Source organism: Amycolatopsis sp. NPDC051716 (genome assembly GCF_040681595.1).
GTDB lineage: Bacteria > Actinomycetota > Actinomycetes > Mycobacteriales > Pseudonocardiaceae > Amycolatopsis.
In genome coordinates this window covers 17,624-38,316 of record NZ_JBFAZA010000061.1, presented here as the reverse complement: position 1 = coordinate 38,316, position 20,693 = coordinate 17,624, and the positions used below count along the sequence as shown (strand labels likewise).

The following is a 20,693-nucleotide window of genomic DNA, read 5'->3' as shown; positions in this document are numbered from 1 at the left end:
GAAGGCCGCCTTGGGTGCGTTCAACGCAACCAAGGCCACATTGGGGCGCTCGGGGACCGGGCCGCTGTCACTGAACTTCGGACGCGCGACACTAGACGGTGATCTTGTCGACGTTCGGGCCGCCGTTGGCGGTCGTCGCGGTCGCCTTGATCTTGTTCGTCCCGGCGGTCAGGGTCACCGGGATCGTGACCGTCTGCCAGGTGTCCCAGTTCCCCGTGCCGCCGAACGCAAGCGCGGACGCCACCTTCGTCCCGTTCACCGTGATGTCCATCGGCCGGTTCGTCGTCGTGCCGTTGGCGAACCGCAGGACGACGTTCGCCGGACCCGCCGTGGCCGCCGGCACGGAGAACTCCACCGCGCTGCCGACCGCGTTGTCGTAGTTGACGAACCCGGTGCCCGTGAAGCCGGTGTGGTTGGACTCCGCGACACCGCTGGTGATCGCCGCGTCCTCGGCCTGGTAGTCCACCGGGTCACCGGGGCCGGGGTCGACCGTGCCGTCCGCCGGGATCGTCTTCGTGCCGGTGTTCCAGCCCGCGACCCGCACGGACGGCTTGGCGCCCTTGAGGTCCGCGGTCCGGTACGTCGCCGTCAGCGTCGTCGACTCACCCGGCCAGAGGCTGACCTGGTTGTCGGTCCAGCGCACCGGCAGCACCGGCGCGCCCGCCGCGCCGACCACGTGCGCGTCGACGAAGAACGCCGGGATCTTGCCGGTCGTGGTGTTCTTCAGCGTCACCTTGGTCGTCGTGGTGCCGTCGGCGGCCGTCGAGGAAGCGTTCGCGTCGACCGTGGCCGAACCCAGCGAGTTCAGCCCCGAAAGGTCCGCGTACGACGTCGTCGGCGTGTAGTACCAGTCGCTGTTGCCCCAGTCCAGGGTGTCGGCCTTGGTGGACAGCCAGTACACGTTCCGGCTGACCTCCTTGCCCGACGAATCGGCCAGGACCAGCTTCGCCAGGTACGTCGTCGACAGCCCGCTCACCGAACCGATGGTCAGCGCGGTCGTCTTCGCCCCGTCACCGCCCACGGAAACCGCCTTGGACTGGGTGAACTTCTCCGTCCCGTCGAGGTTGTACAGCTTCACGGACGCGGTGAGGCCCGATGCCGCGTCGTGGTTGTGGTTGACGACCACGACCGACTTGGTGTCGTACGAGTACTGGATGTGCAGCGGCTCGTTCGCCTTCTTGGCCCCGAAGTACGAGCCGTTCTGGTCGAGGTAGGCGTCGAACAGCTGCCAGTGCAGCGACGTCCAGCCGCTGTTGAGCATCCAGTAGATGATCCCGGTGGCCGGGTTCGAGCCGTCGCTGAAGTTGCGCGAGTGCGACTCGAACTCGGCGCGGACGTTCTCGTACTGCGCCAGCTGCGCCTTGCGGACGAAGTCGTCGAGGCTCGCCGGCTTGCCGTAGCGGCCGGTGAGCGCGTTGCCGAACAGCTTGAGGTTGGCGAACGTCGACGACGAGGACCGGTGGTACTGCGCGGCCGACGGGTTCTTCCACAGCGTGTCCAGCTCACCGGACGACATCATCCGCTTGAGCGTGTCCATGGTCGGGATGTCCGGCCCGGCACTGGTCTCGGAGTTGAAGCCCCACGCACCGCCGAGGTCGCTGTGCGCCTTGTCGTACCAGTAGTTCGGCGGGACGTAGTCGTACGGGCCGTTCATCTTCATGCCCGAAGACCCGAGCTGCGGCGACGACTTCGCCGACGCGGCCGGGACCACCGGCGTGGGCCAGTCCGCGGCGCTGAGCGCGTCGAGGTAGTTCTTCTCGATCGTCGCGTCGGGAGCGAAGTCGCTGCCGATCAGGAACGAGATGACGCTCGGGTGGTCGCGCAGCCGCTCGGCCTCCGCGGTCATCGACGCCTTCGCGACCGGGTAGTCCGCGGCCGTCCACGGGTCACCCTTTTCGTCGCCGTTGACCTGGCCCTCCCACTTGTCGCAGCACTCCCAGCCGGGCAGCGTCAGCACGCCCATCCGGTCGGCGAGGTCGAAGAACTCGTCCGGCTCGATGTGCCCTTCCAGGCGCACTGTGTTGAGCCCGAGGTCCTTGACGTAGGCGAGCTTGTCCGCCGCGTACTGCTCGTTCCAGCGCAGGAACAGGTCCGGCGAGTAGCCGCCGCCCTTGATCAGCAGCGGGCGCCCGTTGATCGTGTACGCCCGGCCGCCGCCGGAATTCTTGTTCGCCGTCACCTGGCGGACGCCGAAGCTCGAGTGCGAGGAGTCCGACGCCGTCCCGCCGGCGGCCGCGGTCAGGTCGAGGTCGTAGAGCGGCTGCCCGCCCATCCCGGCCGGCCACCAGACCTGCGGGTTGTCGATCCCGACCACCGGGAACGTCACGGTCTTCTTCTCCTTGGCCGCCAGCGAGACGGTCTGGCTGATCGCGCGCCCGGCGACCGTGCCGGAGACCGTCGTGCTCACCGCGGCGGCCGAGTCGTTGCGGACGTCGGCCTTCACGGTCAGGTCGGCGTGGCTCAGCCCGGTCAGCTTCGTGACGACGTGTCCGCCGCGCAGTGCCACCGGGCCGCTGCGCCGCACGAGGACGTCCCGCACGATGCCCATGTTCTGGTCCGGCGGGGTCTGCGCCCAGTCGATCCAGCCCATCGAGAGGTCCTTGTTCGGGTCGTTCGGGTAGACCTTGAACGCGATGCTGTTCGTGCCCGCCTTCACCAGCGCGGTGACGTCGAGGTCGTGGCGGGTGTAGGCGCCGTTGACCTGCGTCTTGTCGGCGACGCGCGTCCCGTTGACCCAGACGTCGGCCTTCGACAGGACGCCGCTGAAGTCGAGGTACGTGCGCTGGGAGGTGTCGGCGACCGTCAGGTCGGTGCGGTACCACCACGGGACCTGGAAGTCCGCGGTCGGCACGTTCTTCATGTTGGTCGAGTAGAACGGGTCGGCGTATTTGCCGTTGGCCAGCAGGCCCGCGTAGACGGTCGAACGCGGGCCGACCGGGTACCAGCCGGCGGTGTTGTAGCCGGGCTTGGAGACCGCGGAGTCGTCGCTGACCTGCGCGGACGTCTGGATCAGGAAGCCGGGGACCGCGGTGGCCGGGGCCGCGGCCGCGACCACCGCTCGCACCGGTTCCTGTCCGGTCGCGGCCGGGACGGTCGCCCCGGTCACCGCGACGGCCAGCACCGCCGCCGCGAGGAGAGTCCGGGTTCTTCTCTGCCGATAGCTCACTAGCGCGCCTCCTAGGCACCCACGGCGGCGGGGGACAGCGGACCATCGTTAGGGAACTTTCCTAACAATTGGGCACGATGGTAGCGGCCCGGTCACGCCGAGAACAGAGGCCGTTCGTCAGACACGGGCGGCCCGCCACACCGCGGCGGCGCGCAGGGCCAGCGGGAGCGGCCGGGAACCGTCGTCCAAAGCCGGCGCGGGGTGTCTCGCTGAGCGGGACACCCCGGCCGGCGCGGCGCCGCGTTCCATCCAGTCGCGGTTTACGCTTCCGCGTCGAGGTAGACCCAGTGGCCGTCCTCGCGGCGGAAGCGGCTGTTCTCTTCGAGGAAGCCCTCCCGGCCCCGGTGGCGGTAGTGCGCCCGGAACTCGACGGTGCCCTCGGCGTGCAGCAGGCCCCCGCCGGTGCGGCCGAGGATCTCGAGCCGCGTCCACTCCTGGCCGGGGTCGAGCCGGAGCTGCCGCGGCCGCGTGTCCGGGTGCCAGGTGCGCAGCAGGTACGCGGTGTCGCCGACGGCGAAGGCGCTGAACCGCGAGCGCATCAGCAGTTCGGCGGTGGGAGCGGTGAGGCCGCCGCCGTGGAACCGGCCGCAGCAGTCGGCGTAGGACTCGGCGAGGCCGCACGGGCACGGAGCGGGAGGCATCGGGAAATTCTCCCACGACCGTCCACTCCGGACTAATCCGCGTTGACCGGCTTCCCGCTCTCCCGAGCCTCCTGGGCACCGCGCACCGCGAGCCGGTCCGCTCGCTCGTTCTCCGGGTGTCCCGCGTGGCCCTTGACCCACAGCCACTCGACCGCGTGCCCGCCGATCGCCGCGTCGAGGCGTTGCCAGAGGTCCGCGTTCTTCACCGGGGCGCGCGCCGCCGTCTGCCAGCCGTTGTTCTTCCAGCGGGGGAGCCACTGCGTGATGCCGTTGCGCACGTACGTGCTGTCCGTGTACACGCGCACCTGCGACGGCCGGGTCAAGCTCTCCAAGGCCCGGATCGGTGCGGTCAGCTCCATGCGGTTGTTCGTCGTCGGCGTGGCTTCGCCGCCGTACAGCTCGCGCTCGTGCCTGCCGTAGCGCAGCACCGCGCCCCAGCCGCCCGGTCCGGGGTTCCCGCTGCACGCTCCGTCGGTGTAGATCTCCACGTCCACGCGGCGACCCTACCGGTCGCGGTGGTCGCCGAAGGCCGCCACGCCGGGTTACGGTGGGGAGCCGGAGGGGAGCCATGAGCGGGCAAGACGACACGGCGGACGGGGCACTCCTGGCCTACCTCGCCGAGACCGATCGCGAATACCTGCTCGCCCGCGGCACCCGCCGCCGGTTCCGCGCGAACGACGTCGTGCTCATGGAGGGCGACCCGTCCGACCACGTCCACGTGCTGGTCTCCGGCTGGGTGCGCGTCTCCACGATCGTCGAGGACGGCCGTGAGGTGCTCTTCGGGCTGCGCGGCCCCGGCGAGGTGCTGGGCGACCTCGCCGCGGTCACCGGGCGGCCGCGGTCGGCGTCGGTGCGCGCGATCGAACCCTGCACCGTCTTCCAGCTCACCGGCGCCGAGTTCCTCGACGTCCTGCTCGCCCGGCCCGCGATCGCCATCGCGACGATCAAGACGGTCGCGGCCCGGCTGCGGCACGCCGAGTCCGCGCGGATCGACGCCGCCGCCTTCGACGTCAGCCGGCGCGTGGCGGTGGTCCTGGTCCGGCTGGCCGAGGAGCGCGGCCGGTCCGTGCCGGAAGGCGTCGTCGTCGACGCGCTGTCGCAGGAGGACATCGCCGCGCAGATCGGCGCGGCCCGGCGTACTGTCGCGCGGGCGCTGCGCGTGCTGCGGGAGCGCGGGATCGTCGAGACCGGCCGTCGCCGGTTCCTCATCCGCGAGCTGCGCGTCCTGCGCGCCTTCGCCCACTCTGAGCCAAACGGCACACAACTCCCGTGACAGCGGACATCTGAGGGACGCCGCCGCCGCGCGATGCTGGAATCCGGCCGGAAAGAATGCGATGCCAACCGGCCGGATTTCCATTTCGAACGAGGTCGGGGAGCCCGTGTCGTGAACGTCTACTGCAGGATTTTGACCCTGGTGAAATCGGTCTTCGCCGCGTTCGTGGTCGGCGCCGTCGCGGGTTTCGCGGTGGCCGCCGGAAACGCGGCGGAGCCGGCCGCGCCGACGTTCCACGGCTCCGCGCCGCTTTCCGCCTCGGCCTGGGTACAGCGATGAGGAGGTGTGTCTGATGGAGAGTCACTCGATCTGGGCCTTGATCTTCGGGGCGAACTGACCCGCGGTGACGCCCGGCCGGCCGGCTCGTGGGGGGTCGGCCGGCCGGGCCTTTCCCGGAATACCGATGTCCGGAATTCGTCCTGCTTTCGTGGAACGGGAACTGGTAACGTGAGCAAATCTTCCGCGGGCGGACGAGGGGGTGGGACGACGGAAGAGCACACTTCCCCGTTCGTGCGCGAGCTGAACGAACTGCGCCGCGGCCGCGGTCTCGACGCGGCCGACCTGCACCAGCGGATCGGCCCCTGCCTGCGGGCGGCGTGCGCGATCACCGAAACCGACCAGCCCGCCGCCGCGCGCCAGAAGCTGGTGCTGCGGCTGACCGAGCTGTGCGGGCGGCTGCCGGCCGACCTGAAACTGGCCGCGCTGGCGGCACTCGGCCTGCACGAGGAGGCCGCGGGGGAGTTCCTCGACCGGCGGATCTCGTGGCTGGCCAGCGTCCTCGACCGCGACCCGCGCACCGCCCGCCGCCGGATCGACCTGGCGTTCCGCCGGCTCGACGAACTGCTCGGCGCGCCCGTGCCCCGCAGCGACCTGCACCCGCTGGCCGGCTGGTACGTCGAGTCGATGAAGGCGATGCTCCGGCTCGACCGCGACCCGCCGGAACTGGCGGAGGAACGCCGGATCGTCGCGGAGGTCGACGAGCTCGACGAGCTGGTCCTGCCGTTCAGCGTGCCGGCCGAGCCGGGCAGCGACCCGGTGCCGGACATCACCGCGGACGCGCTGTTCGGCGGCGAAATCGTCGAAGCGCGCCAGATGTCGGCCAGCCACGCGCAGTTCATCATGCGGCTGCCGAGCCCGCTGCGGCTCGGCCAGCGCCACGAGTACGGCATCCGGTTCACGCCGCGGCGCACGGAGCTGCGGCCGTACTACGCCATGACGCCGTTGCGCCGCTGCGAGCAGTTCTCGGTCCGGGTCCGGTTCGACCGGGCGGCACCGCCGTCGCGGGTGTGGCGCCTCAACGGCGTCCCCGGCCGGGTGGTCGACGACGGCATCGACTCGGGCGACGTGCTGACCGTCAACCGGGTCGGCGAGGTCGGCCTCGAGTTCCACGACCTGCACCAGGGCCTGAGCTACGGGCTGCAGTGGTCCTTCGACTGAGGTGGGCGTCCGGATACTGGGACGCGGAATAGCGGCGCGAGCAGTGGGTTGGCAAGGTCGTAGCCGACGGAAAAGGGGCCCGCGATGAGCACGTTCACCCAGGAGTGGCAGGACTGGAAGACGCGGCGCGAGACCGACCTGGCCGAGCCGCACGGCTGGCTGGCGCTGGTCTCGCTGGACTGGCTGACGGACGCTCCCCGGGAGTACCCCGGTATCCCGGGCCGCTGGTGGCAGGACGCCGACGCGGCCTACGTCGACCCGGCCGGCGCCTCGCTGACCCATGACGGGGAACCGATCACCGGCGTCCGGCGGTTCGAGCTGGTCAACAGCGGCGCGGGCACCCGGGTGCTGGCCGGGGACGTCGAGATCGAGGTGGCCCGCCGGTCAGGGTACCTGATCCGCGTCCACGACCCCAAGGCCGAGGTGCTGCGCGAGTTCCACGGCGTCCCGGCGTACGAGCCGTCGCCGTCCTGGGTGCTGCCCGGCCGGTTCGAGCCGTTCGACTCCCCGCGGCCGACGACGGTCGGTGCCGTGGTGGAGGGCCTGAGCCACGTCTACACGGCACCTGGCCTGGTCCACTTCTCGCACGAGGGGGCGTCGCACGCGCTGACGGCGTTCAACGGCAAGGACGGCGGCTTCAGCATCCTGTTCACCGACGGCACGAGCGGCGTGACGACCTACGCGGCCAACCGCTCGCTGCCGGTCGGGGCACCGGCAGCGGACGGGTCGGTCGAGCTGGACTTCAACCGCGCGGTGAACCTGCCCTGCGCGTTCACGGACTTCGCGACGTGCCCGCTGCCGCCGGCGGGCAACCACCTGCCGTTCGCGGTCGAGGCGGGGGAGAAGATCCCGTACGAGCGCGGGTGACTCTTCTGCCTGCCGTTCAGTGGGCGACGTCGATGACGACGCGGTTGGGTGCGGTGAGCGTGAAGACGTTCACCGCGGTCCGCGACCGCACGCCGAGCCCGATGTTCAGGCTCGCCTCGAAGTCCCCGGTGACGGCGACGGCCATGACGTTCTGCAGGTTCCGCGTCCGGAACTTCTGCGGCCCGGTGTAGGTCGGGTTCCCGGCGGTATCGTGCGCGGCCGCGGGAAAAGCGGCGACGTTGATGAAGTATTCCCCGGTGAGCCACACGATTTCCCCGCTCGGGTCGGCGGTCAGTTCGTCGACGAGCTGGTAGGAGACGGCGGGCGCGGGCCCGCTCCCGAGGTCGAGCACGACCCGGTCGAACCCGGCGTTGAGCCCGGTCCGGATGTTGGTGAGGGTCGGGATAACGGGATCGGCGGCCTGTGCGGGCCCCGCGGCGGCGAGGATCCCGCTCCCGGCGATCAGCAGGGTGACGGCGGCGAGCGCACGTCGTCGGGTTCTGGGCATGGTGGCCTCCTGACGGAGAGAACCGATGGGAGTCCCAGCGCTGGGTTTCCGGGAGACGCCCGGTTCGTCCGGTGAGTTGCCCCAGGTCCGGCTTTGACGGCGCAAGCGTTACCCGGCTGCTCCGTCCGTGGCCGTGGGGGCGTCGACGATCCTCCACCGGAGGAAGTCATCGGCTCGCGTCGCCGCGACGAGACGTTGCCGGTCGCACAGCTCCGACGCCTCTTCCGCCCGCCGGCCTCTCGTAATCTGACAGGAATGTCAGGATCAATGGTGGGCCTGCGAACTCGCGGAATCCCCGGTGGAGGGGCGAAAACGAGGGCGCGGCTGTGATTAAGCACCTTTGCGGGCTGGCGGATTCCGTTTTGTTTGAGTCGTCCGATTACGCCACGTATAGCGCCGGGTGTGAATCGTGACCACGGGGTCTCAGCAGGACCTCGACGGATTGCTCGACAACGTTCGCTCGAAGCTCGGAGAACCGGACAAGGTCATCGATACCCCCAAGGGTAAAATCGAGACCTGGCAGATCAGCGGAGACCCGCCGTCCACGGTGACCTATCGAACGTTCAGCAAGTCCGGAGGTCCCACGATCGACATCAACAAGGTAGACGGCCTCGACACGGTCAAGCGGTTCCACGTGAATGACGGAGGCCACTGATGAGCACGTCGAACGGCTCCTACCAGGACGACCTGGACTACCTGCTCGACTACGCGCGAGAAGACTGGGTCGGCCTGTCCCCGGTCACCGCGGTGGCCGGCGCTGTCGCGGGCAAGGGGGCGACGTTCGAGGAGCTGACGTCGGCGACCCTTGCCGTCATCGGTGACCTGATCGACCGTGGCGCGGTGCCGGGGGACCTCATCGAGCAGGACCCCGGGTTCAAGGCCTGGTCCGGCACGAAGGAGGAGCACCTCCGTCGCATCGCAGCCGAGACCGAGGCCCTCGGGCGGCTGCCGGAGACCGGCGAGGTCGCCTGGATCCACGACCCTTCGGCCTGATACCGGGCAGGCGCCGATCTCCGGTGGCGTGCACCCGATCGCCGGCACCGGTCCGGGCCGGCGATGCGCAGGCAGCTCACCAGCCGCGCTCGCGCCACTCCGTCAGCTTCGGCCGCTCCGCGCCCAGCGTCGAGTCGTCCCCGTGGCCCGGGTAGAACCACGTCTCATCGGGCAGCTCGCCGAAGATCCGCGTCTCCACATCGTCCAGCAACGACGTGAAGTCCTCCGGCGACGCCGTCTTCCCGACCCCGCCCGGGAACAGCGAGTCCCCGGTGAACAGGTGCGGGTGACCTCCCGGATCCCGGTACAGCAGCGCGATCGACCCCGGCGTGTGCCCGCGCAGGTGGATCACCGACAGGGTGACCTGCCCCACCGTCAGCGTGTCGCCGTGCTCGACCAGGAAGTCCGGCGGGATCGGCAACGGCGGTGCGTCCAGCGGGTGGGCCGCCGTGTTGGCTCCGTTCGCTCCCGCCACCGCGCCCAGGGCCTGCCAGTGGTCCTGGTGCTGGTGGGTGGTGACGACCGTCCGCAACGCGGGCCGGTCGGGGCCGTGGCCGATCAGGTCGGAGATGCGCTCGGGGTCGCTCGCCGCGTCGATCAGCAGCGCCTCGTTCGTCTCCCGGCACACCAGCAGGTACGCGTTGTTGTCCATCGGGCCGACGGACAGCTTGGTGATGGTGAGCGCGTCCAGGGTGCGCCGGGCGGCGTCGCCGCCCGGGTCGACGTGCCCGGTGTAGGTGTCCACGATGTTCACCGTGCACACGGTAGTCGTTTCGTTCCAAGCGGTTCCACCCGCACAAGCGCGCGGCCACCCCGCCACGTAGGCTCACGGCGGACCCCGCCAGCCCCGACCTCAGGACGACCGTGCCCACCTCCCCGACGCCGCGCCGGATCAGCTGGGACCTCCTCCGGGTCGTCGCCGTTCTCGCGGTCATCCTCGGGCACGTCACCCACCAGGGTGCCCTTCTCCACCCCGAGCTCACGGGGTACCCCTTCCGGGTGACAGCGCAGTTCGGCGCCGCGATCCTGCTGGTGATCTCCGCCTTCTTCGTTTGCGCCAGCCTCCGCAAGGGCAATCCGCGCCGGTGGCTGTGGAACCGCGTCGCGCGCCTCGTACCCGCGTACCTGGTCGCCGTCCTCGTGACCTACGTCGTGACGCGGTGGGCGGCCATCTCCTTCAGCGGCCTGCCCTACCCGCCCGGCGTCACCGGGTTCCTGTTCGGCGTGCCGCAGGGACCGCCGTCGGACCCGTCGCCGTGGTACATCCCGACCGGGCTGGACCTGGTCACCAACCTCGGCATGGTGCAGGAGTGGGGCATCCGCTCGGGCGACTTCTACTACCTCGACGGCTCGTACTGGACGCTGCCGGTCCAGCTCATGGCCTTCACCGGCGCGGCCCTGCTGTGGCCGCGGTCGTGGCGCACCCACCGGCTGACCGTCGCCCTGCTCTGGGCGCTGATCCTCGTTCCGCTCACCCTCCGGTTCCTCGTCTTGCCGCCGGGGACGGCGAGCCCGGTCGTCGAGACCTTCTTCTACGGCTTGGGGCTGCACCGGCTGCACGTCTTCGCCATCGGCGTCGCGATCTGGCTGTGGTCGCGGGGGCGGCTCGAGAACTGGCACGCCGCGCTCTTCGTGGTCGCCGCCGTCGCGGCGCAGGACCTGCAGGTGTTCCCGTTCCACGTCGCCCTGCCGCAGGACGCGCTGCGCTGGCCGTCCACGATCGGGTTCGCCGTCCTGCTCCTGCTGGTCTGCGTGGCCGCCCGCGGCCCCGACTGGCGGTTCCCCGGGCTGGCGCGGATCGCCCCGGCCGTCACCTGGCTCGCGGGCATCTCGTATGGTCTTTATCTGGTGCACCAGGAACTGGGTTACATCCTGGCCCGTGCCCTGCTCGACGCCGGCCTCCCCGGCTGGCTGCGGCTCCCCGTGATCCTCGCCGCCGCCGTGCTGGCCGGCTGGGCGGTCACCGCGGGGGTCGAACGTCCGGCCCACCGGTGGCTCACCACCCGCCGGAAGCCCGGAGAACCGCAGGTCAGAGGCGCGGAATCAGTTTCTGTCGGTGGTGGCTCGTAGCATGGAAGCGGCCGCCCGTGCAGCCAGCTGCAGAGAGCACAGACCGGGCCGGCGACCGCAGCAGAATGACTTGAGAATGACCTGAGAGGACCCTGGCGTGGCTGATCGCCTCGTTGTTCGCGGTGCCCGCGAGCACAACCTCCGCGGCGTGGATCTCGACCTGCCCCGCGACAGCCTGATCGTGTTCACCGGCCTGTCCGGGTCGGGGAAGTCGAGCCTCGCCTTCGACACCATCTTCGCCGAAGGGCAGCGGCGCTACGTCGAGTCGCTCTCGGCGTACGCCCGCCAGTTCCTCGGGCAGATGGACAAGCCGGACGTCGACTTCATCGAGGGCCTCTCGCCCGCGGTGTCGATCGACCAGAAGTCGACTTCGCGCAACCCGCGTTCGACTGTGGGCACGATCACCGAGGTCTACGACTACCTGCGCCTGCTCTACGCCCGCGCCGGCAAGGCGCACTGCCCCACGTGCGGCGAGCCGATCAGCAAGCAGACCCCGCAGCAGATCGTCGACCAGGTGCTGGAGATGGACGAAGGCGTCCGCTTCCAGGTGCTCGCGCCGGTGGTGCGCGGGCGCAAGGGCGAGTACGTCGACCTGTTCGAGAACCTACAGCAGCAGGGCTACGCGCGGGTGGTCGTGGACGGCACGGTCCACGCGCTCACCGACCCGCCGAAGCTGAAGAAGCAGGAAAAGCACCAGATCGCCGTGGTCATCGACCGGCTGAGCGTCAAGTCGAGCTCGCGCCAGCGGCTCACCGACTCGGTCGAGACGGCGCTGCGCCTGGCCGACGGGCTGATCGAGCTCGACTTCGTCGACCTGCCGGAGAACGACCCGCACCGGATCCGCGGCTTCTCCGAGAACCTCGCCTGCCCCAACGGCCACCCGCTGGCCATCGAGGACCTCGAGCCCCGCTCGTTCTCCTTCAACTCGCCCTACGGCGCCTGCCCCGAGTGCACCGGCATCGGCATCCGCAAGGAGGTCGACCCGGAGCTGGTGGTCCCGGACGACGAGCTGTCGCTGGCCGAGGGCGCGATCGCGCCGTGGTCGGGCGGGCAGAGCGCGGACTACTTCATCCGCCTGCTGGAGTCGCTGTCGGAGACCATCGGCTTCCGGATGGACACCCCGTGGCGGCGGCTGCCGGCGCGCGCCCAGAAGGCGGTGCTGCACGGCGTCGACGAGCAGGTCCACGTCCGCTACAAGAACCGCTACGGCCGCCAGCGCTCGTACTACGCGGCCTTCGAAGGCGTCATCCCGTTCCTCGAGCGGCGCCAGGAGCAGACCGAGTCCGAGTACATGCGCGAGCGGTACGAGGGCTACATGCGCGAGGTGCCGTGCCCGGCCTGCCAGGGCACCCGGCTCAAGCCGGAGATCCTCGCGGTGACGCTGGCGCACAAGACCCGCGGCGACATGTCCATCGCCGAGGTCTGCGCGCTGTCCATCGCGGAGGCGTCGCAGTTCCTCGACGAGCTGGAGCTGGGGCAGCGCGAGACGATGATCGCCGGCGCGGTGCTCAAGGAGATCCAGGCCCGCCTGCGCTTCCTGCTCGACGTCGGCTTGACGTACCTCTCGCTCGACCGCGCGTCCGCCACCCTTTCGGGTGGTGAAGCCCAGCGCATCCGGCTGGCGACGCAGATCGGTTCCGGCCTGGTGGGCGTACTGTACGTGCTGGACGAGCCGTCGATCGGCCTGCACCAGCGCGACAACCACCGCCTGATCGAGACGCTGACCCGGCTGCGCAACCTCGGCAACACGCTGATCGTCGTCGAGCACGACGAGGACACCATCCGCTCCAGCGACTGGGTGGTCGACATCGGCCCGGGCGCCGGCGAGCACGGCGGCCACATCGTCCACAGTGGACCGTACAAGAAGCTGCTCAAGAGCAAGGACTCCCTGACCGGGCAGTACCTGTCCGGCCGGCGGAAGATCGAGGTGCCGGCGATCCGGCGGCCGATCGACAAGAAGCGGCAGCTGACCGTGGTCGGCGCGCGCGAGCACAACCTGCGCGGCCTCGACGTCTCGTTCCCGCTCGGCTGCCTGGTCTCGGTCACCGGCGTCTCCGGCTCGGGCAAGTCGACGCTGGTCAACGACATCCTCGCGACGGTGCTGGCGAACAAGCTCAACGGCGCCCGCCAGGTGCCGGGCCGCCACACCCGCGTGAACGGCCTCGGCCACGTCGACAAGCTGGTGCGCGTCGACCAGTCGCCGATCGGGCGGACCCCGCGGTCCAACCCGGCCACCTACACCGGGGTCTGGGACCACGTCCGGAAGCTGTTCGCCGCGACGACCGAGGCGAAGGTGCGCGGCTACCAGCAGGGCCGGTTCTCGTTCAACGTCAAGGGCGGCCGCTGCGAGGCCTGCGCCGGCGACGGCACGATCAAGATCGAGATGAACTTCCTGCCGGACGTCTACGTCCCGTGCGAGGTCTGCAAGGGCGCCCGGTACAACCGGGAGACCCTCGAGGTGCACTACAAGGGCAAGACCGTCTCGGACGTGCTCGACATGCCCATCGAGGAGGCCGCGGAGTTCTTCGAGCCGATCAAGGCCATCCACCGCCACCTGCAGACGCTGGTGGACGTCGGCCTCGGCTACGTCCGGCTCGGCCAGCCCGCGCCGACGCTGTCCGGTGGTGAGGCGCAGCGCGTCAAGCTCGCCAGCGAGCTGCAGAAGCGCTCGACCGGCAAGACGGTGTACATCCTCGACGAGCCGACGACCGGTCTGCACTTCGAGGACATCAACAAGCTGATCGGCGTGATCAACGGCCTGGTCGACAAGGGCAACTCGGTGATCGTGATCGAGCACAACCTCGACGTGATCAAGACCTCCGACTGGATCATCGACATGGGCCCCGAGGGCGGCTCGGGCGGCGGCCAGATCGTCGCCGAGGGCACGCCGGAGCACGTCGCCGGGGTCGAAGCCAGCTACACCGGCGAGTTCCTGCGGACGGTGCTCACCGCCGAGTAGCGGCTACCGCTCCTTCCCGGTGGTCTGGTGGACCACCGGGGAGAGCGGGCCGTAGTGCAGCGCCCGGAGCCGGTAGGCCGACTTCTCTTCACCGGGCAGCAGCGAGAGCGCACACGTCGTCACGTTCGGGTCGGTCACCTCGACCGGGTCGTAGTCCGGCGCGCCCGGGCGCCGGATCTCCAGAAGGAACCCGGCTTCGTCCGGTGAGCGGTCGGCCCAGGTGAACGTCGCCGTGTCGCCGGAAACCACCGTGTGCACCTCCGTCGAGACCGGACCGGTGAACGGCTGTTCCCGGTAGTAGAACGGCGTCCCCGGGATCAGGTCCGGGTGGTGGTAGCTCGTCGTGTGCGCCGGGAGGAACCGCAGCGTCGTCCACGGCCCGGCCGGGTCGTTCGCGTATTCGACCCGGTGGCCGGCACCGTCGTCCGGCCAGCTCAGCACGATGTCCGTGGGGGTGGTCAGGGTCGCCGTGAACGAAGGCGCCGGCGCGGAGCCGGAGCAGCCCGCGGCCAGCAGTGCCACCAGGACGAGGGGTTTGACGGGCACGGCGGCCTCCCGGATCGGGCGGGGGCGGCGGTGCGGACGTGATCAGCCTAGGAACTCCGCCCGCACGGCGACAAGATCGTGCCGATCACCGGGACAGACCAATCCGGCGGCGAACCGGCACCGAATGGGGCGAAAACCGGGCTGAACCGTTTTTCGACCACGGCCGTGTTGTGAGGTATCGAGGTCCGCCGGATGGCGGAGCCGCCCTCACCGAGGAGAGAACGTCATGAACCGTATCGGGCCGGTGGTCGCCAGCGCGGTGGCGCTCGTCGCCGTCGCTTCGTTGTCCGCCTGTGGTGACATGGCCGACGGCGCCCAAGGACCGCAACACGGGGAGCCGGGGCACAAGATGCTGCAGGTCGGCACGGTCAACGGTGTCGGCGCGGTGGTCACCGACGCCGACGGCAAGACGCTCTACCGGTTCGACAAGGACCTCTCCCAGCCGCCGACGTCCAATTGCGACGGCGAGTGCGCGACGTCCTGGCCGCCGATGATCGCCGGGGTGGCCACGCCGATGCTCAAGGGCATCCAGGACACCCAGGTGGGCACCGCGACCCGCAAGGACGGCAGCAAGCAGATCACCCTCAACGGCTGGCCGCTGTACGAGTACGCGGGCGACAAGGCCGCGGGCGACATGAACGGCCAAGGCGCCAACGGCACGTGGTTCGCCGTCGCGCCGGACGGCAGCAAGATCACCGCGGGCGGCAAGGCCGGCGGCGCCGGGTCCTGACAGACGACGGTTTTCCGGGCAGAACGAGGAAGGACGGGCAGCCGATGAACACCATGGTCGCGCTGCGCTCGGCGCACGCACCGCCGGTGGAGCTGAGGGTTGCAGTACTGTCCTCGCCGACTCAGAACACCGTCGGGAGGACGAGGGTGGCCATAGGAGGCAGGCGGCCTAAGAAGGCCAAAGGTGAAGACCTCATTCGGCAGCTGTACGCCGAACACGGGCGAAGCCTGCTGGCCTACGCGACGAGGCTGACCGGGGATCGTGCGGCAGCCGAGGACGTGGTCCAGGAGACGCTGGTCCGGGCGTGGAAACACGCCGACGACCTGCAGAACGACGGGAAAGGCTCGGTGCGCGGCTGGTTGCTGACCGTCGCGCGCAACCTGGTCACCGACCGGGCACGGGCCCGTGCGGCACGGCCACAAGAGGTGGCCGAACCGGCCGAAGGCGTGCCGACCCCGGCCGTCGAGCGTGACCACGCCCAAGGGGTGGTCGACTCGATGACCGTGCTCGGGGCGATGGACGGGCTGTCCAACGAGCATCGAGAGGTCCTGGTGGAGATCTACTACCGGGGACGGACGGTGGCCGAAGCGGCGAGAACACTGGGCGTCGCACCGGGTACCGTGAAATCAAGGTCTTACTACGCACTACGAGCACTCAGAGCAGCGATGATTTCGAGCGGAACGGAGGTGGCGCGATGAACTCGGTGGACGAGAGTCACACGCAGCTCGGCGCGTACGCCCTCGGCGCCCTCGATCCCGGGGAGGCGGCCGACTTCGAGCGGCGGCACCTGCAGACCTGCGCGCAGTGCCGGTTCGACCTGAACGAGCTCGTGGCCCTGCGCGACTCGCTCGACGAGGTACCGCCCGAGGCGTTCCTCGACGGGCCGCCCGAGGGCGGGGACCTGCTGCTGCAGAAGACCCTGCGCCGGGTGCGCGACGAGGAAGAGCGCGTGGCTCCGGCCCGCAGTGCGCCACGCCGGGGCCTGGCCCTGGTCGCGGCGGCGGTGCTGGTGGTGGCCGCTCTCGGTGGCGGCGTGCTGGTGGGCCGCCAGACCGCCGAACAGCCGCCTCAGGCGGCTCCCGGGCCGGAGACGCCCGGCACGAAGACCGTCGAAGGCCGGGATCCGACGACCGGGGTTCAGCTGACCGCGTCGATCATCCCGTTCCAGGGCTGGGTCAAGACGGACGTCAGCGTGAAGGGCGTCCGGGCCGGCGAGAAGTGCCTGCTCCAGGTGGTCACCAAGGAAGGCAAGGCGGTGACCGCCGGCAGCTGGCAGGTGTCGGAGAAGTGGGAGAGCTCGGGCTTCAACCTCGACGGGTCGGCGCTGGTCGCCCCCGACGACGTGAAGTCGGTCGACATCGTCACGGTGGACGGCCGGAAGCTGGTCTCGGCCCAGGTATGACGTCGTGACGGGGACGCGCTACCGGTTCCGCAGCACGTGGCTGCTGCCGGGAACCGTGCCCGAGCGGGTGTTCGGCGTGGTCACCGACCTCGCCGGCTACCCGAGGTGGTGGTCGGACGTCCGCGCGGTGCGCCGCGTGGACGACGACACCGCCGAACTGGTTTGCCGGTCCCGGTTGCCCTTCCGGCTCGTCGTCCGGATGCACCGGGACCTCCAGGACGAGCGCATGGGCCTGATGCGGGTCAGGCTCAGCGGCGACCTCGACGGGACCCTGGCGGGAGCGGTCCGCGCGGCGGGCGCGGGCACGCTGCTGGAGATCACCCAGGACGTCCAGGCCCGTAAGGAGTTGCTGCGGCGCTTCGACACGGTGGCCCGGCCGCTCTTCCGCGCGAACCACGCGCTGATGATGCGGCGGGGCCACCGTGGGCTTTCGGCCTATCTCGCGTGATCAGAACGCCGACACGCGTGATCGGAAGGTCAACTCGCGTGATTGAAGGGTCGACACAGCCGGGGAAGCCGTGTCGACCCTTCAATCACGTGTGTCGACCCTTCGATCACGCTTGGCCGGCGATGCAGACCTCCGGCTCCGAAACCGCCGGGGCCGCCGGGGCGACCTTCCGGGTGCGGCGGGTCAGGACCACGCCGCCCAGTGCCACCGCCGCGATCAGGAAGCCCGCGCTGACCCCGTAGGCCAGCCGGAACCCGGCCGCCAGGGCTTCGCGGTGGTCCAGCGTGCCGAGGCTCTCCGTGCGGGAGGCGGCCACCGCGGCCAGCACCGCCGTGCCGACGGCCGCGCCGACCTGCTGGGTCGTGTTGATCAAGCCGGACGCGACACCCGCGTCTTCCGCCGGGACGTCCGCCATGGCCAGGCCCATCAGCGCCGGGATGGCCGCGCCGGCACCGAGGCCCATCAGCAGCAGCGCGGGCAGGACGTCGGCGAAGTAGGCACCGTCCACCGACACCCGGGTGAGCAGCATCAGGCCCACGATCACCAGGCCCAAGCCGCCCAGCAGCACCGCTCGCGGGCCGAACCGCGCCGCGAGCTTGCCCGCGAAGCCCAGCGACGCCACCGCGATCACCAGCGGCACCGGCAGGAACGCGACGCCGGTCCCCAGCGCGTCGAGGCCGAGCACCTGCTGCAGGTACAACGCCGTGACGAACTGGAAGCCGAGCATCCCGGCGACCATCAGCACCATCACCACGTTCGCGCCGGCCACCGCGCGGATCTTGAACAGCCGCAGCGGCAGCAACGGCGTCCGCGCCTTCGCTTGCCGCACTCCGAAAGCCGCGAGCAGGACGACGGCCGCGACGAGCGCGCCCCAGGACGACGACGAAATGCCGTACACGCCGAGCATCACCGCGGCGGTGACGAGGACCGCGCCGAGCACGTCCAGCCCGTCCCGCAGGCCGGTGCCGCGGTCGGGCTCGACCACCCGCACGGCCAGCAGCAGCGCCGCCACGCCGATCGGCAGGTTGACGTAGAACGTCCAGTGCCAGCTCAGCGCCTGCGTCAGCGCACCGCCCGCGATGAGCCCGATCGACGCGCCCGCCGCCTGCGTGAAGCTGTAGACGCCGATCGCCTTCGCGCGGGCCCGGGGCTCGGGGTACATCGTGACGATCATCCCGAGCACCACGGCCGACGCCAGCGCGCCGCCGACACCCTGGACGAACCGCGCCGCGACCAGGACACCCGCGTTCGCGGCCAGGCCGGCGACCAGGGACGCACCGGTGAACAGGCCCAGGCCGCCGAGGAAGACGCGGCGGCGGCCGAGCAGGTCGCCGAGCCGCCCGGAGAGCAGCAGCAGGCCGCCGAACGCGACCAGGTAGCCGGTGAAGACCCAGGAGAGCCCGGCGGGCGTGAAGCCGAGGTCGGCCTGGATCGCGGGCAGCGCCACCGCGACGATGCTGCTGTCGAGCACGACCATCAGCGAGGCGGCGCACAGCACCGCCAACGCGAGGCCGCGGGAGCGGGTGGGGTGGTTCTCGGCCCCGTTGTTGTCGATTGGCACAGTAGGCCCCTCCAGTCGAGAGTTTCCCTGGTCGACGCCAGGGCACTTCTTGTAACAGTGCCCATCATGTGTGACCATGGGTGCCCGCGTAAGGAGGCACTTCCATGTCCCAGGGGAACATCGGTGTACCTGTCCAGGTCACCGAGATCGACCCGGAGAAACTCGACGTCTGCACGGTGCTGGAGGTCATCAACCGGATCAGCGGCAAGTGGGCGATCGGCATCCTCCTGGAGGCCATCCGGGGCCCGGTGCGGTTCACCGAGCTGGAACGCTCGGTCGCCGGCATCAGCCGCCGGATGCTGACCCTGACCCTGCGCAACCTCGAGCGTGACGGCCTGCTGGATCGCACGATCTACCCGACCGTCCCGCCGCGCGTGGAGTACGAGGCCACCGCGATGGCGAAGGAGCTCTACCAGTCGCTGAGCGGGTTGCTCGGCTGGGCGGAGCAGCACCGCGACGACATCGCCGCCGCCCGCGTCGTCTACGACGCCCAGGCCGCCTCCTGAAACTCTGCTCGCCGAAAAACGTGGAACGGGCCGCGGTGCGAGGTCGGGGGGACTCGCACCGCGGCCCGCGGTGGTTCGTGCTCAGCGGGGGCATGAGCACGAACGTTCAAGGGGTCAGGCCGGGACCTTTTCGCCCTCCGGCTCGGTTTTCACCGGTTCGTGTTCGTCGAGCATGGTGGCTTCGTCGAACGGTTCTTCGCCGGCGAACACCCGATGCGCCTGGTCGCGGTCGAACTCCTTCGTCCAGTTTCCGATGAGGACGGTCGCGACGGCGTTGCCGGCGAAGTTCGTCAGCGCGCGGGCCTCCGACATGAACCGGTCGATGCCGAGGATGAACCCGACGCCGCCGACCAGGTCGGGCCGGTGCGACTGCAGGCCGCTGGCGAGCACCGCGATGCCCGAGCCGCTGACGCCGGCCGCGCCCTTCGAGGCGATGATCATGAACAGCAGCAGGACGATCTGCTCACCGACCGACAGCGGCGCGTCCTGGGCGGAGGCGATGAACAGGGTCGCCATGGTCAGGTAGATCGCGGTGCCGTCCAGGTTGAACGAGTACCCGGTCGGCACGGTGATGCCGACGACCGACTTGCCCACCCCGAGGTGCTCCATCTTCGCGATCAGCCGCGGCAGCGCCGACTCGGACGACGACGTCGACAGGATCAGCAGGAACTCGCGGCGCAGGTAGTTGAGCAGCTTCAGGATGCTCACCCGCGCACCCACCCACAGCACCGTGCCGAGGACGCCGAAGACGAACACCAGGCAGGTCAGGTAGAAGCCGATCATGATCACCGCGAGGCTCTTCAGCGCGTTGACGCCGGTCGCGCCGACCACCGCGGCGATGGCACCGAACGCGCCGATCGGGGCGGCCCACATGATCATCGCCAGGATCCGGAAGACCAGCCGCTGGAGGTGCTCGATGCCGCGCAGGATCGGCGCGCCCTTCGGGCCGAGCTTCTGCAGCGCGAAGCCGACGAGCAGCGCGACCAGCAGCGTCTGCAGCACCTGGCCTTCGGTGAACGCCGAGACGAGCGTCTTCGGGATGATGCCGAGCGCGAACTCCACGGGGCCCGCCGAGCCGGTCGCCGAGTCGTGCGCCTTCTTCACGTCGCCCGGGTTGAGGTGCAGCCCGGTGCCGGGGTGCAGCAGGTTGCCCACGATCAGGCCGATCGCCAGCGCGAAGGTCGACATCGCGATGAAGTAGACCAGCGCCATCAGGCCGATCTTGCCGACTTTCGCCGCCTTCGCGACCGACCCGACGCCGATCACGATGGTGCAGAAGATGATCGGCGAGATCATCATCTTGATCAGGTTCACGAAGCCGTCGCCCAGCGGCTTCAAGCCCTTGGCGAAGCCGGGAAAAAGGAAGCCGACCGCGATGCCCAGCGCGACCGCGACGATCACGGCCAGGTACAGGTAGCGGGTCTTGTCGCGGCGCGGCGCCGCGTCGGGGGTCGGTGTAGGCACCGTTGCCTCCAGCTCGGGGGTGTTCAGGTTGCGGCACACTGTAGGCCGAGTTCGGTGATCCGGCTCACTTGTGTTCATTGAGTTCGTGTGATGATCGCACCGTCCCGTTCGGACAGCTGCTC

Annotated in this window: 21 protein-coding genes; 13 read left to right on the top strand and 8 right to left on the bottom strand. The window is 70.1% G+C overall.

Annotated elements, in window-relative coordinates; translation table 11 throughout:
- Window positions 1–91 precede the first annotated feature (91 nt).
- The 3 genes from AB0M30_RS45370 to rnhA all read right to left on the bottom strand — a co-directional run bounded on the left by AB0M30_RS45370 (window position 92) and on the right by rnhA (window position 4,301).
- Complete coding sequence (locus tag AB0M30_RS45370; protein ID WP_364598249.1) at window positions 92–3,166, bottom strand: carbohydrate-binding protein; 3,075 nt, start codon at window positions 3,164–3,166, stop codon at window positions 92–94.
- Between the two features lie 260 nt (window positions 3,167–3,426).
- The gene (locus AB0M30_RS45365; RefSeq protein ID WP_364598246.1) at window positions 3,427–3,807 is read right to left on the bottom strand and encodes a YchJ family metal-binding protein; all 381 of its coding nucleotides are present in this window, start codon (window positions 3,805–3,807) and stop codon (window positions 3,427–3,429) included.
- A 32-nt stretch (window positions 3,808–3,839) separates the two neighbouring features.
- Window positions 3,840–4,301: a ribonuclease HI gene (rnhA, locus tag AB0M30_RS45360; protein ID WP_364598244.1), complete on the bottom strand. Its 462-nt coding sequence runs from the start codon at window positions 4,299–4,301 to the stop codon at window positions 3,840–3,842.
- A 74-nt stretch (window positions 4,302–4,375) separates the two neighbouring features.
- Between rnhA and AB0M30_RS45355 the strand changes: the two genes are divergently transcribed.
- From AB0M30_RS45355 to AB0M30_RS45340, 4 genes are all read left to right on the top strand, one after another.
- Window positions 4,376–5,080, top strand: a complete 705-nt coding sequence (locus tag AB0M30_RS45355) for a Crp/Fnr family transcriptional regulator (protein WP_364598241.1) — start codon at window positions 4,376–4,378, stop codon at window positions 5,078–5,080.
- Window positions 5,081–5,113: 33 nt separating this feature from the next.
- The gene (locus AB0M30_RS45350) at window positions 5,114–5,359 is read left to right on the top strand and encodes a hypothetical protein (protein ID WP_364598238.1); all 246 of its coding nucleotides are present in this window, start codon (window positions 5,114–5,116) and stop codon (window positions 5,357–5,359) included.
- A 231-nt stretch (window positions 5,360–5,590) separates the two neighbouring features.
- On the top strand, window positions 5,591–6,517 hold the full coding sequence (locus tag AB0M30_RS45345) for a hypothetical protein (RefSeq protein WP_364598235.1): 927 nt from the start codon (window positions 5,591–5,593) through the stop codon (window positions 6,515–6,517).
- An 84-nt stretch (window positions 6,518–6,601) separates the two neighbouring features.
- On the top strand, window positions 6,602–7,384 hold the full coding sequence (locus AB0M30_RS45340; RefSeq protein WP_364598232.1) for a DUF1684 domain-containing protein: 783 nt from the start codon (window positions 6,602–6,604) through the stop codon (window positions 7,382–7,384).
- Between the two features lie 16 nt (window positions 7,385–7,400).
- Here AB0M30_RS45340 and AB0M30_RS45335 read toward each other — a convergent pair whose 3' ends face one another.
- Window positions 7,401–7,892, bottom strand: a complete 492-nt coding sequence (locus tag AB0M30_RS45335; protein ID WP_364598229.1) for a hypothetical protein — start codon at window positions 7,890–7,892, stop codon at window positions 7,401–7,403.
- Between the two features lie 409 nt (window positions 7,893–8,301).
- Between AB0M30_RS45335 and AB0M30_RS45330 the strand changes: the two genes are divergently transcribed.
- Both AB0M30_RS45330 and AB0M30_RS45325 read left to right on the top strand, forming a co-directional pair.
- Complete coding sequence (locus tag AB0M30_RS45330) at window positions 8,302–8,547, top strand: hypothetical protein (protein ID WP_364598227.1); 246 nt, start codon at window positions 8,302–8,304, stop codon at window positions 8,545–8,547.
- A complete protein-coding gene (locus AB0M30_RS45325; protein ID WP_364598224.1) occupies window positions 8,547–8,885 on the top strand; it encodes a hypothetical protein in 339 nt (112 codons plus the stop codon). Before AB0M30_RS45330 ends, AB0M30_RS45325 begins: the two co-directional genes overlap by 1 nt.
- Window positions 8,886–8,961: 76 nt before the next feature.
- On the opposite strand, the gene AB0M30_RS45320 is transcribed toward AB0M30_RS45325, so the two are convergent.
- Window positions 8,962–9,639 carry an MBL fold metallo-hydrolase gene (locus AB0M30_RS45320; protein ID WP_364598221.1) on the bottom strand — a complete coding sequence of 226 codons (678 nt, stop codon included), beginning with the start codon at window positions 9,637–9,639 and terminating at the stop codon, window positions 8,962–8,964.
- Between the two features lie 110 nt (window positions 9,640–9,749).
- Between AB0M30_RS45320 and AB0M30_RS45315 the strand changes: the two genes are divergently transcribed.
- On the top strand, window positions 9,750–10,955 hold the full coding sequence (locus AB0M30_RS45315) for an acyltransferase (protein ID WP_364598218.1): 1,206 nt from the start codon (window positions 9,750–9,752) through the stop codon (window positions 10,953–10,955).
- Between the two features lie 97 nt (window positions 10,956–11,052).
- On the top strand, window positions 11,053–13,914 hold the full coding sequence (gene uvrA / locus AB0M30_RS45310) for an excinuclease ABC subunit UvrA (protein WP_364598215.1): 2,862 nt from the start codon (window positions 11,053–11,055) through the stop codon (window positions 13,912–13,914).
- 3 nt (window positions 13,915–13,917) lie between these two features.
- On the opposite strand, the gene AB0M30_RS45305 is transcribed toward uvrA, so the two are convergent.
- Window positions 13,918–14,460: a fibronectin type III domain-containing protein gene (locus tag AB0M30_RS45305; protein ID WP_364598212.1), complete on the bottom strand. Its 543-nt coding sequence runs from the start codon at window positions 14,458–14,460 to the stop codon at window positions 13,918–13,920.
- Between the two features lie 226 nt (window positions 14,461–14,686).
- On the opposite strand from AB0M30_RS45305, the gene AB0M30_RS45300 reads away from it, so the two are divergent.
- The 4 genes from AB0M30_RS45300 to AB0M30_RS45285 all read left to right on the top strand — a co-directional run bounded on the left by AB0M30_RS45300 (window position 14,687) and on the right by AB0M30_RS45285 (window position 17,040).
- Window positions 14,687–15,190, top strand: a complete 504-nt coding sequence (locus AB0M30_RS45300; RefSeq protein ID WP_364598209.1) for a hypothetical protein — start codon at window positions 14,687–14,689, stop codon at window positions 15,188–15,190.
- A 146-nt stretch (window positions 15,191–15,336) separates the two neighbouring features.
- Window positions 15,337–15,888 carry a sigma-70 family RNA polymerase sigma factor gene (locus AB0M30_RS45295; RefSeq protein WP_026469270.1) on the top strand — a complete coding sequence of 184 codons (552 nt, stop codon included), beginning with the start codon at window positions 15,337–15,339 and terminating at the stop codon, window positions 15,886–15,888.
- Entirely contained in the window at window positions 15,885–16,592 is a 708-nt protein-coding gene (locus tag AB0M30_RS45290) for a zf-HC2 domain-containing protein (RefSeq protein ID WP_364598206.1), read from the top strand. Before AB0M30_RS45295 ends, AB0M30_RS45290 begins: the two co-directional genes overlap by 4 nt.
- 4 nt (window positions 16,593–16,596) lie before the next feature.
- Window positions 16,597–17,040: an SRPBCC family protein gene (locus AB0M30_RS45285; protein ID WP_364598203.1), complete on the top strand. Its 444-nt coding sequence runs from the start codon at window positions 16,597–16,599 to the stop codon at window positions 17,038–17,040.
- A gap of 106 nt (window positions 17,041–17,146) precedes the next feature.
- Here AB0M30_RS45285 and AB0M30_RS45280 read toward each other — a convergent pair whose 3' ends face one another.
- Complete coding sequence (locus AB0M30_RS45280) at window positions 17,147–18,595, bottom strand: DHA2 family efflux MFS transporter permease subunit (protein ID WP_364598255.1); 1,449 nt, start codon at window positions 18,593–18,595, stop codon at window positions 17,147–17,149.
- Window positions 18,596–18,705: 110 nt separating this feature from the next.
- Here AB0M30_RS45280 and AB0M30_RS45275 point away from each other — a divergent pair, with 110 nt between their 5' ends.
- Complete coding sequence (locus tag AB0M30_RS45275; protein WP_364598200.1) at window positions 18,706–19,107, top strand: helix-turn-helix domain-containing protein; 402 nt, start codon at window positions 18,706–18,708, stop codon at window positions 19,105–19,107.
- 114 nt (window positions 19,108–19,221) lie between these two features.
- Here AB0M30_RS45275 and AB0M30_RS45270 read toward each other — a convergent pair whose 3' ends face one another.
- On the bottom strand, window positions 19,222–20,571 hold the full coding sequence (locus tag AB0M30_RS45270; protein WP_364598198.1) for a cation:dicarboxylase symporter family transporter: 1,350 nt from the start codon (window positions 20,569–20,571) through the stop codon (window positions 19,222–19,224).
- Window positions 20,572–20,693: the final 122 nt, after the last annotated feature.

What these genes read in the sequence shown, in the direction of transcription:
- AB0M30_RS45365 (WP_364598246.1), bottom strand. Translation starts at nt 3,807, where the DNA reads ATGCCTCCCGCTCCGTGCCCGTGCGGCCTCGCCGAGTCCTACGCCGAC.
- AB0M30_RS45355 (WP_364598241.1), top strand. Translation starts at nt 4,376, where the DNA reads ATGAGCGGGCAAGACGACACGGCGGACGGGGCACTCCTGGCCTACCTC.
- AB0M30_RS45350 (WP_364598238.1), top strand. Translation starts at nt 5,114, where the DNA reads ATGCTGGAATCCGGCCGGAAAGAATGCGATGCCAACCGGCCGGATTTC.
- AB0M30_RS45340 (WP_364598232.1), top strand. Translation starts at nt 6,602, where the DNA reads ATGAGCACGTTCACCCAGGAGTGGCAGGACTGGAAGACGCGGCGCGAG.
- AB0M30_RS45335 (WP_364598229.1), bottom strand. Translation starts at nt 7,892, where the DNA reads ATGCCCAGAACCCGACGACGTGCGCTCGCCGCCGTCACCCTGCTGATC.
- AB0M30_RS45325 (WP_364598224.1), top strand. Translation starts at nt 8,547, where the DNA reads ATGAGCACGTCGAACGGCTCCTACCAGGACGACCTGGACTACCTGCTC.
- AB0M30_RS45300 (WP_364598209.1), top strand. Translation starts at nt 14,687, where the DNA reads ATGAACCGTATCGGGCCGGTGGTCGCCAGCGCGGTGGCGCTCGTCGCC.
- AB0M30_RS45290 (WP_364598206.1), top strand. Translation starts at nt 15,885, where the DNA reads ATGAACTCGGTGGACGAGAGTCACACGCAGCTCGGCGCGTACGCCCTC.
- AB0M30_RS45275 (WP_364598200.1), top strand. Translation starts at nt 18,706, where the DNA reads ATGTCCCAGGGGAACATCGGTGTACCTGTCCAGGTCACCGAGATCGAC.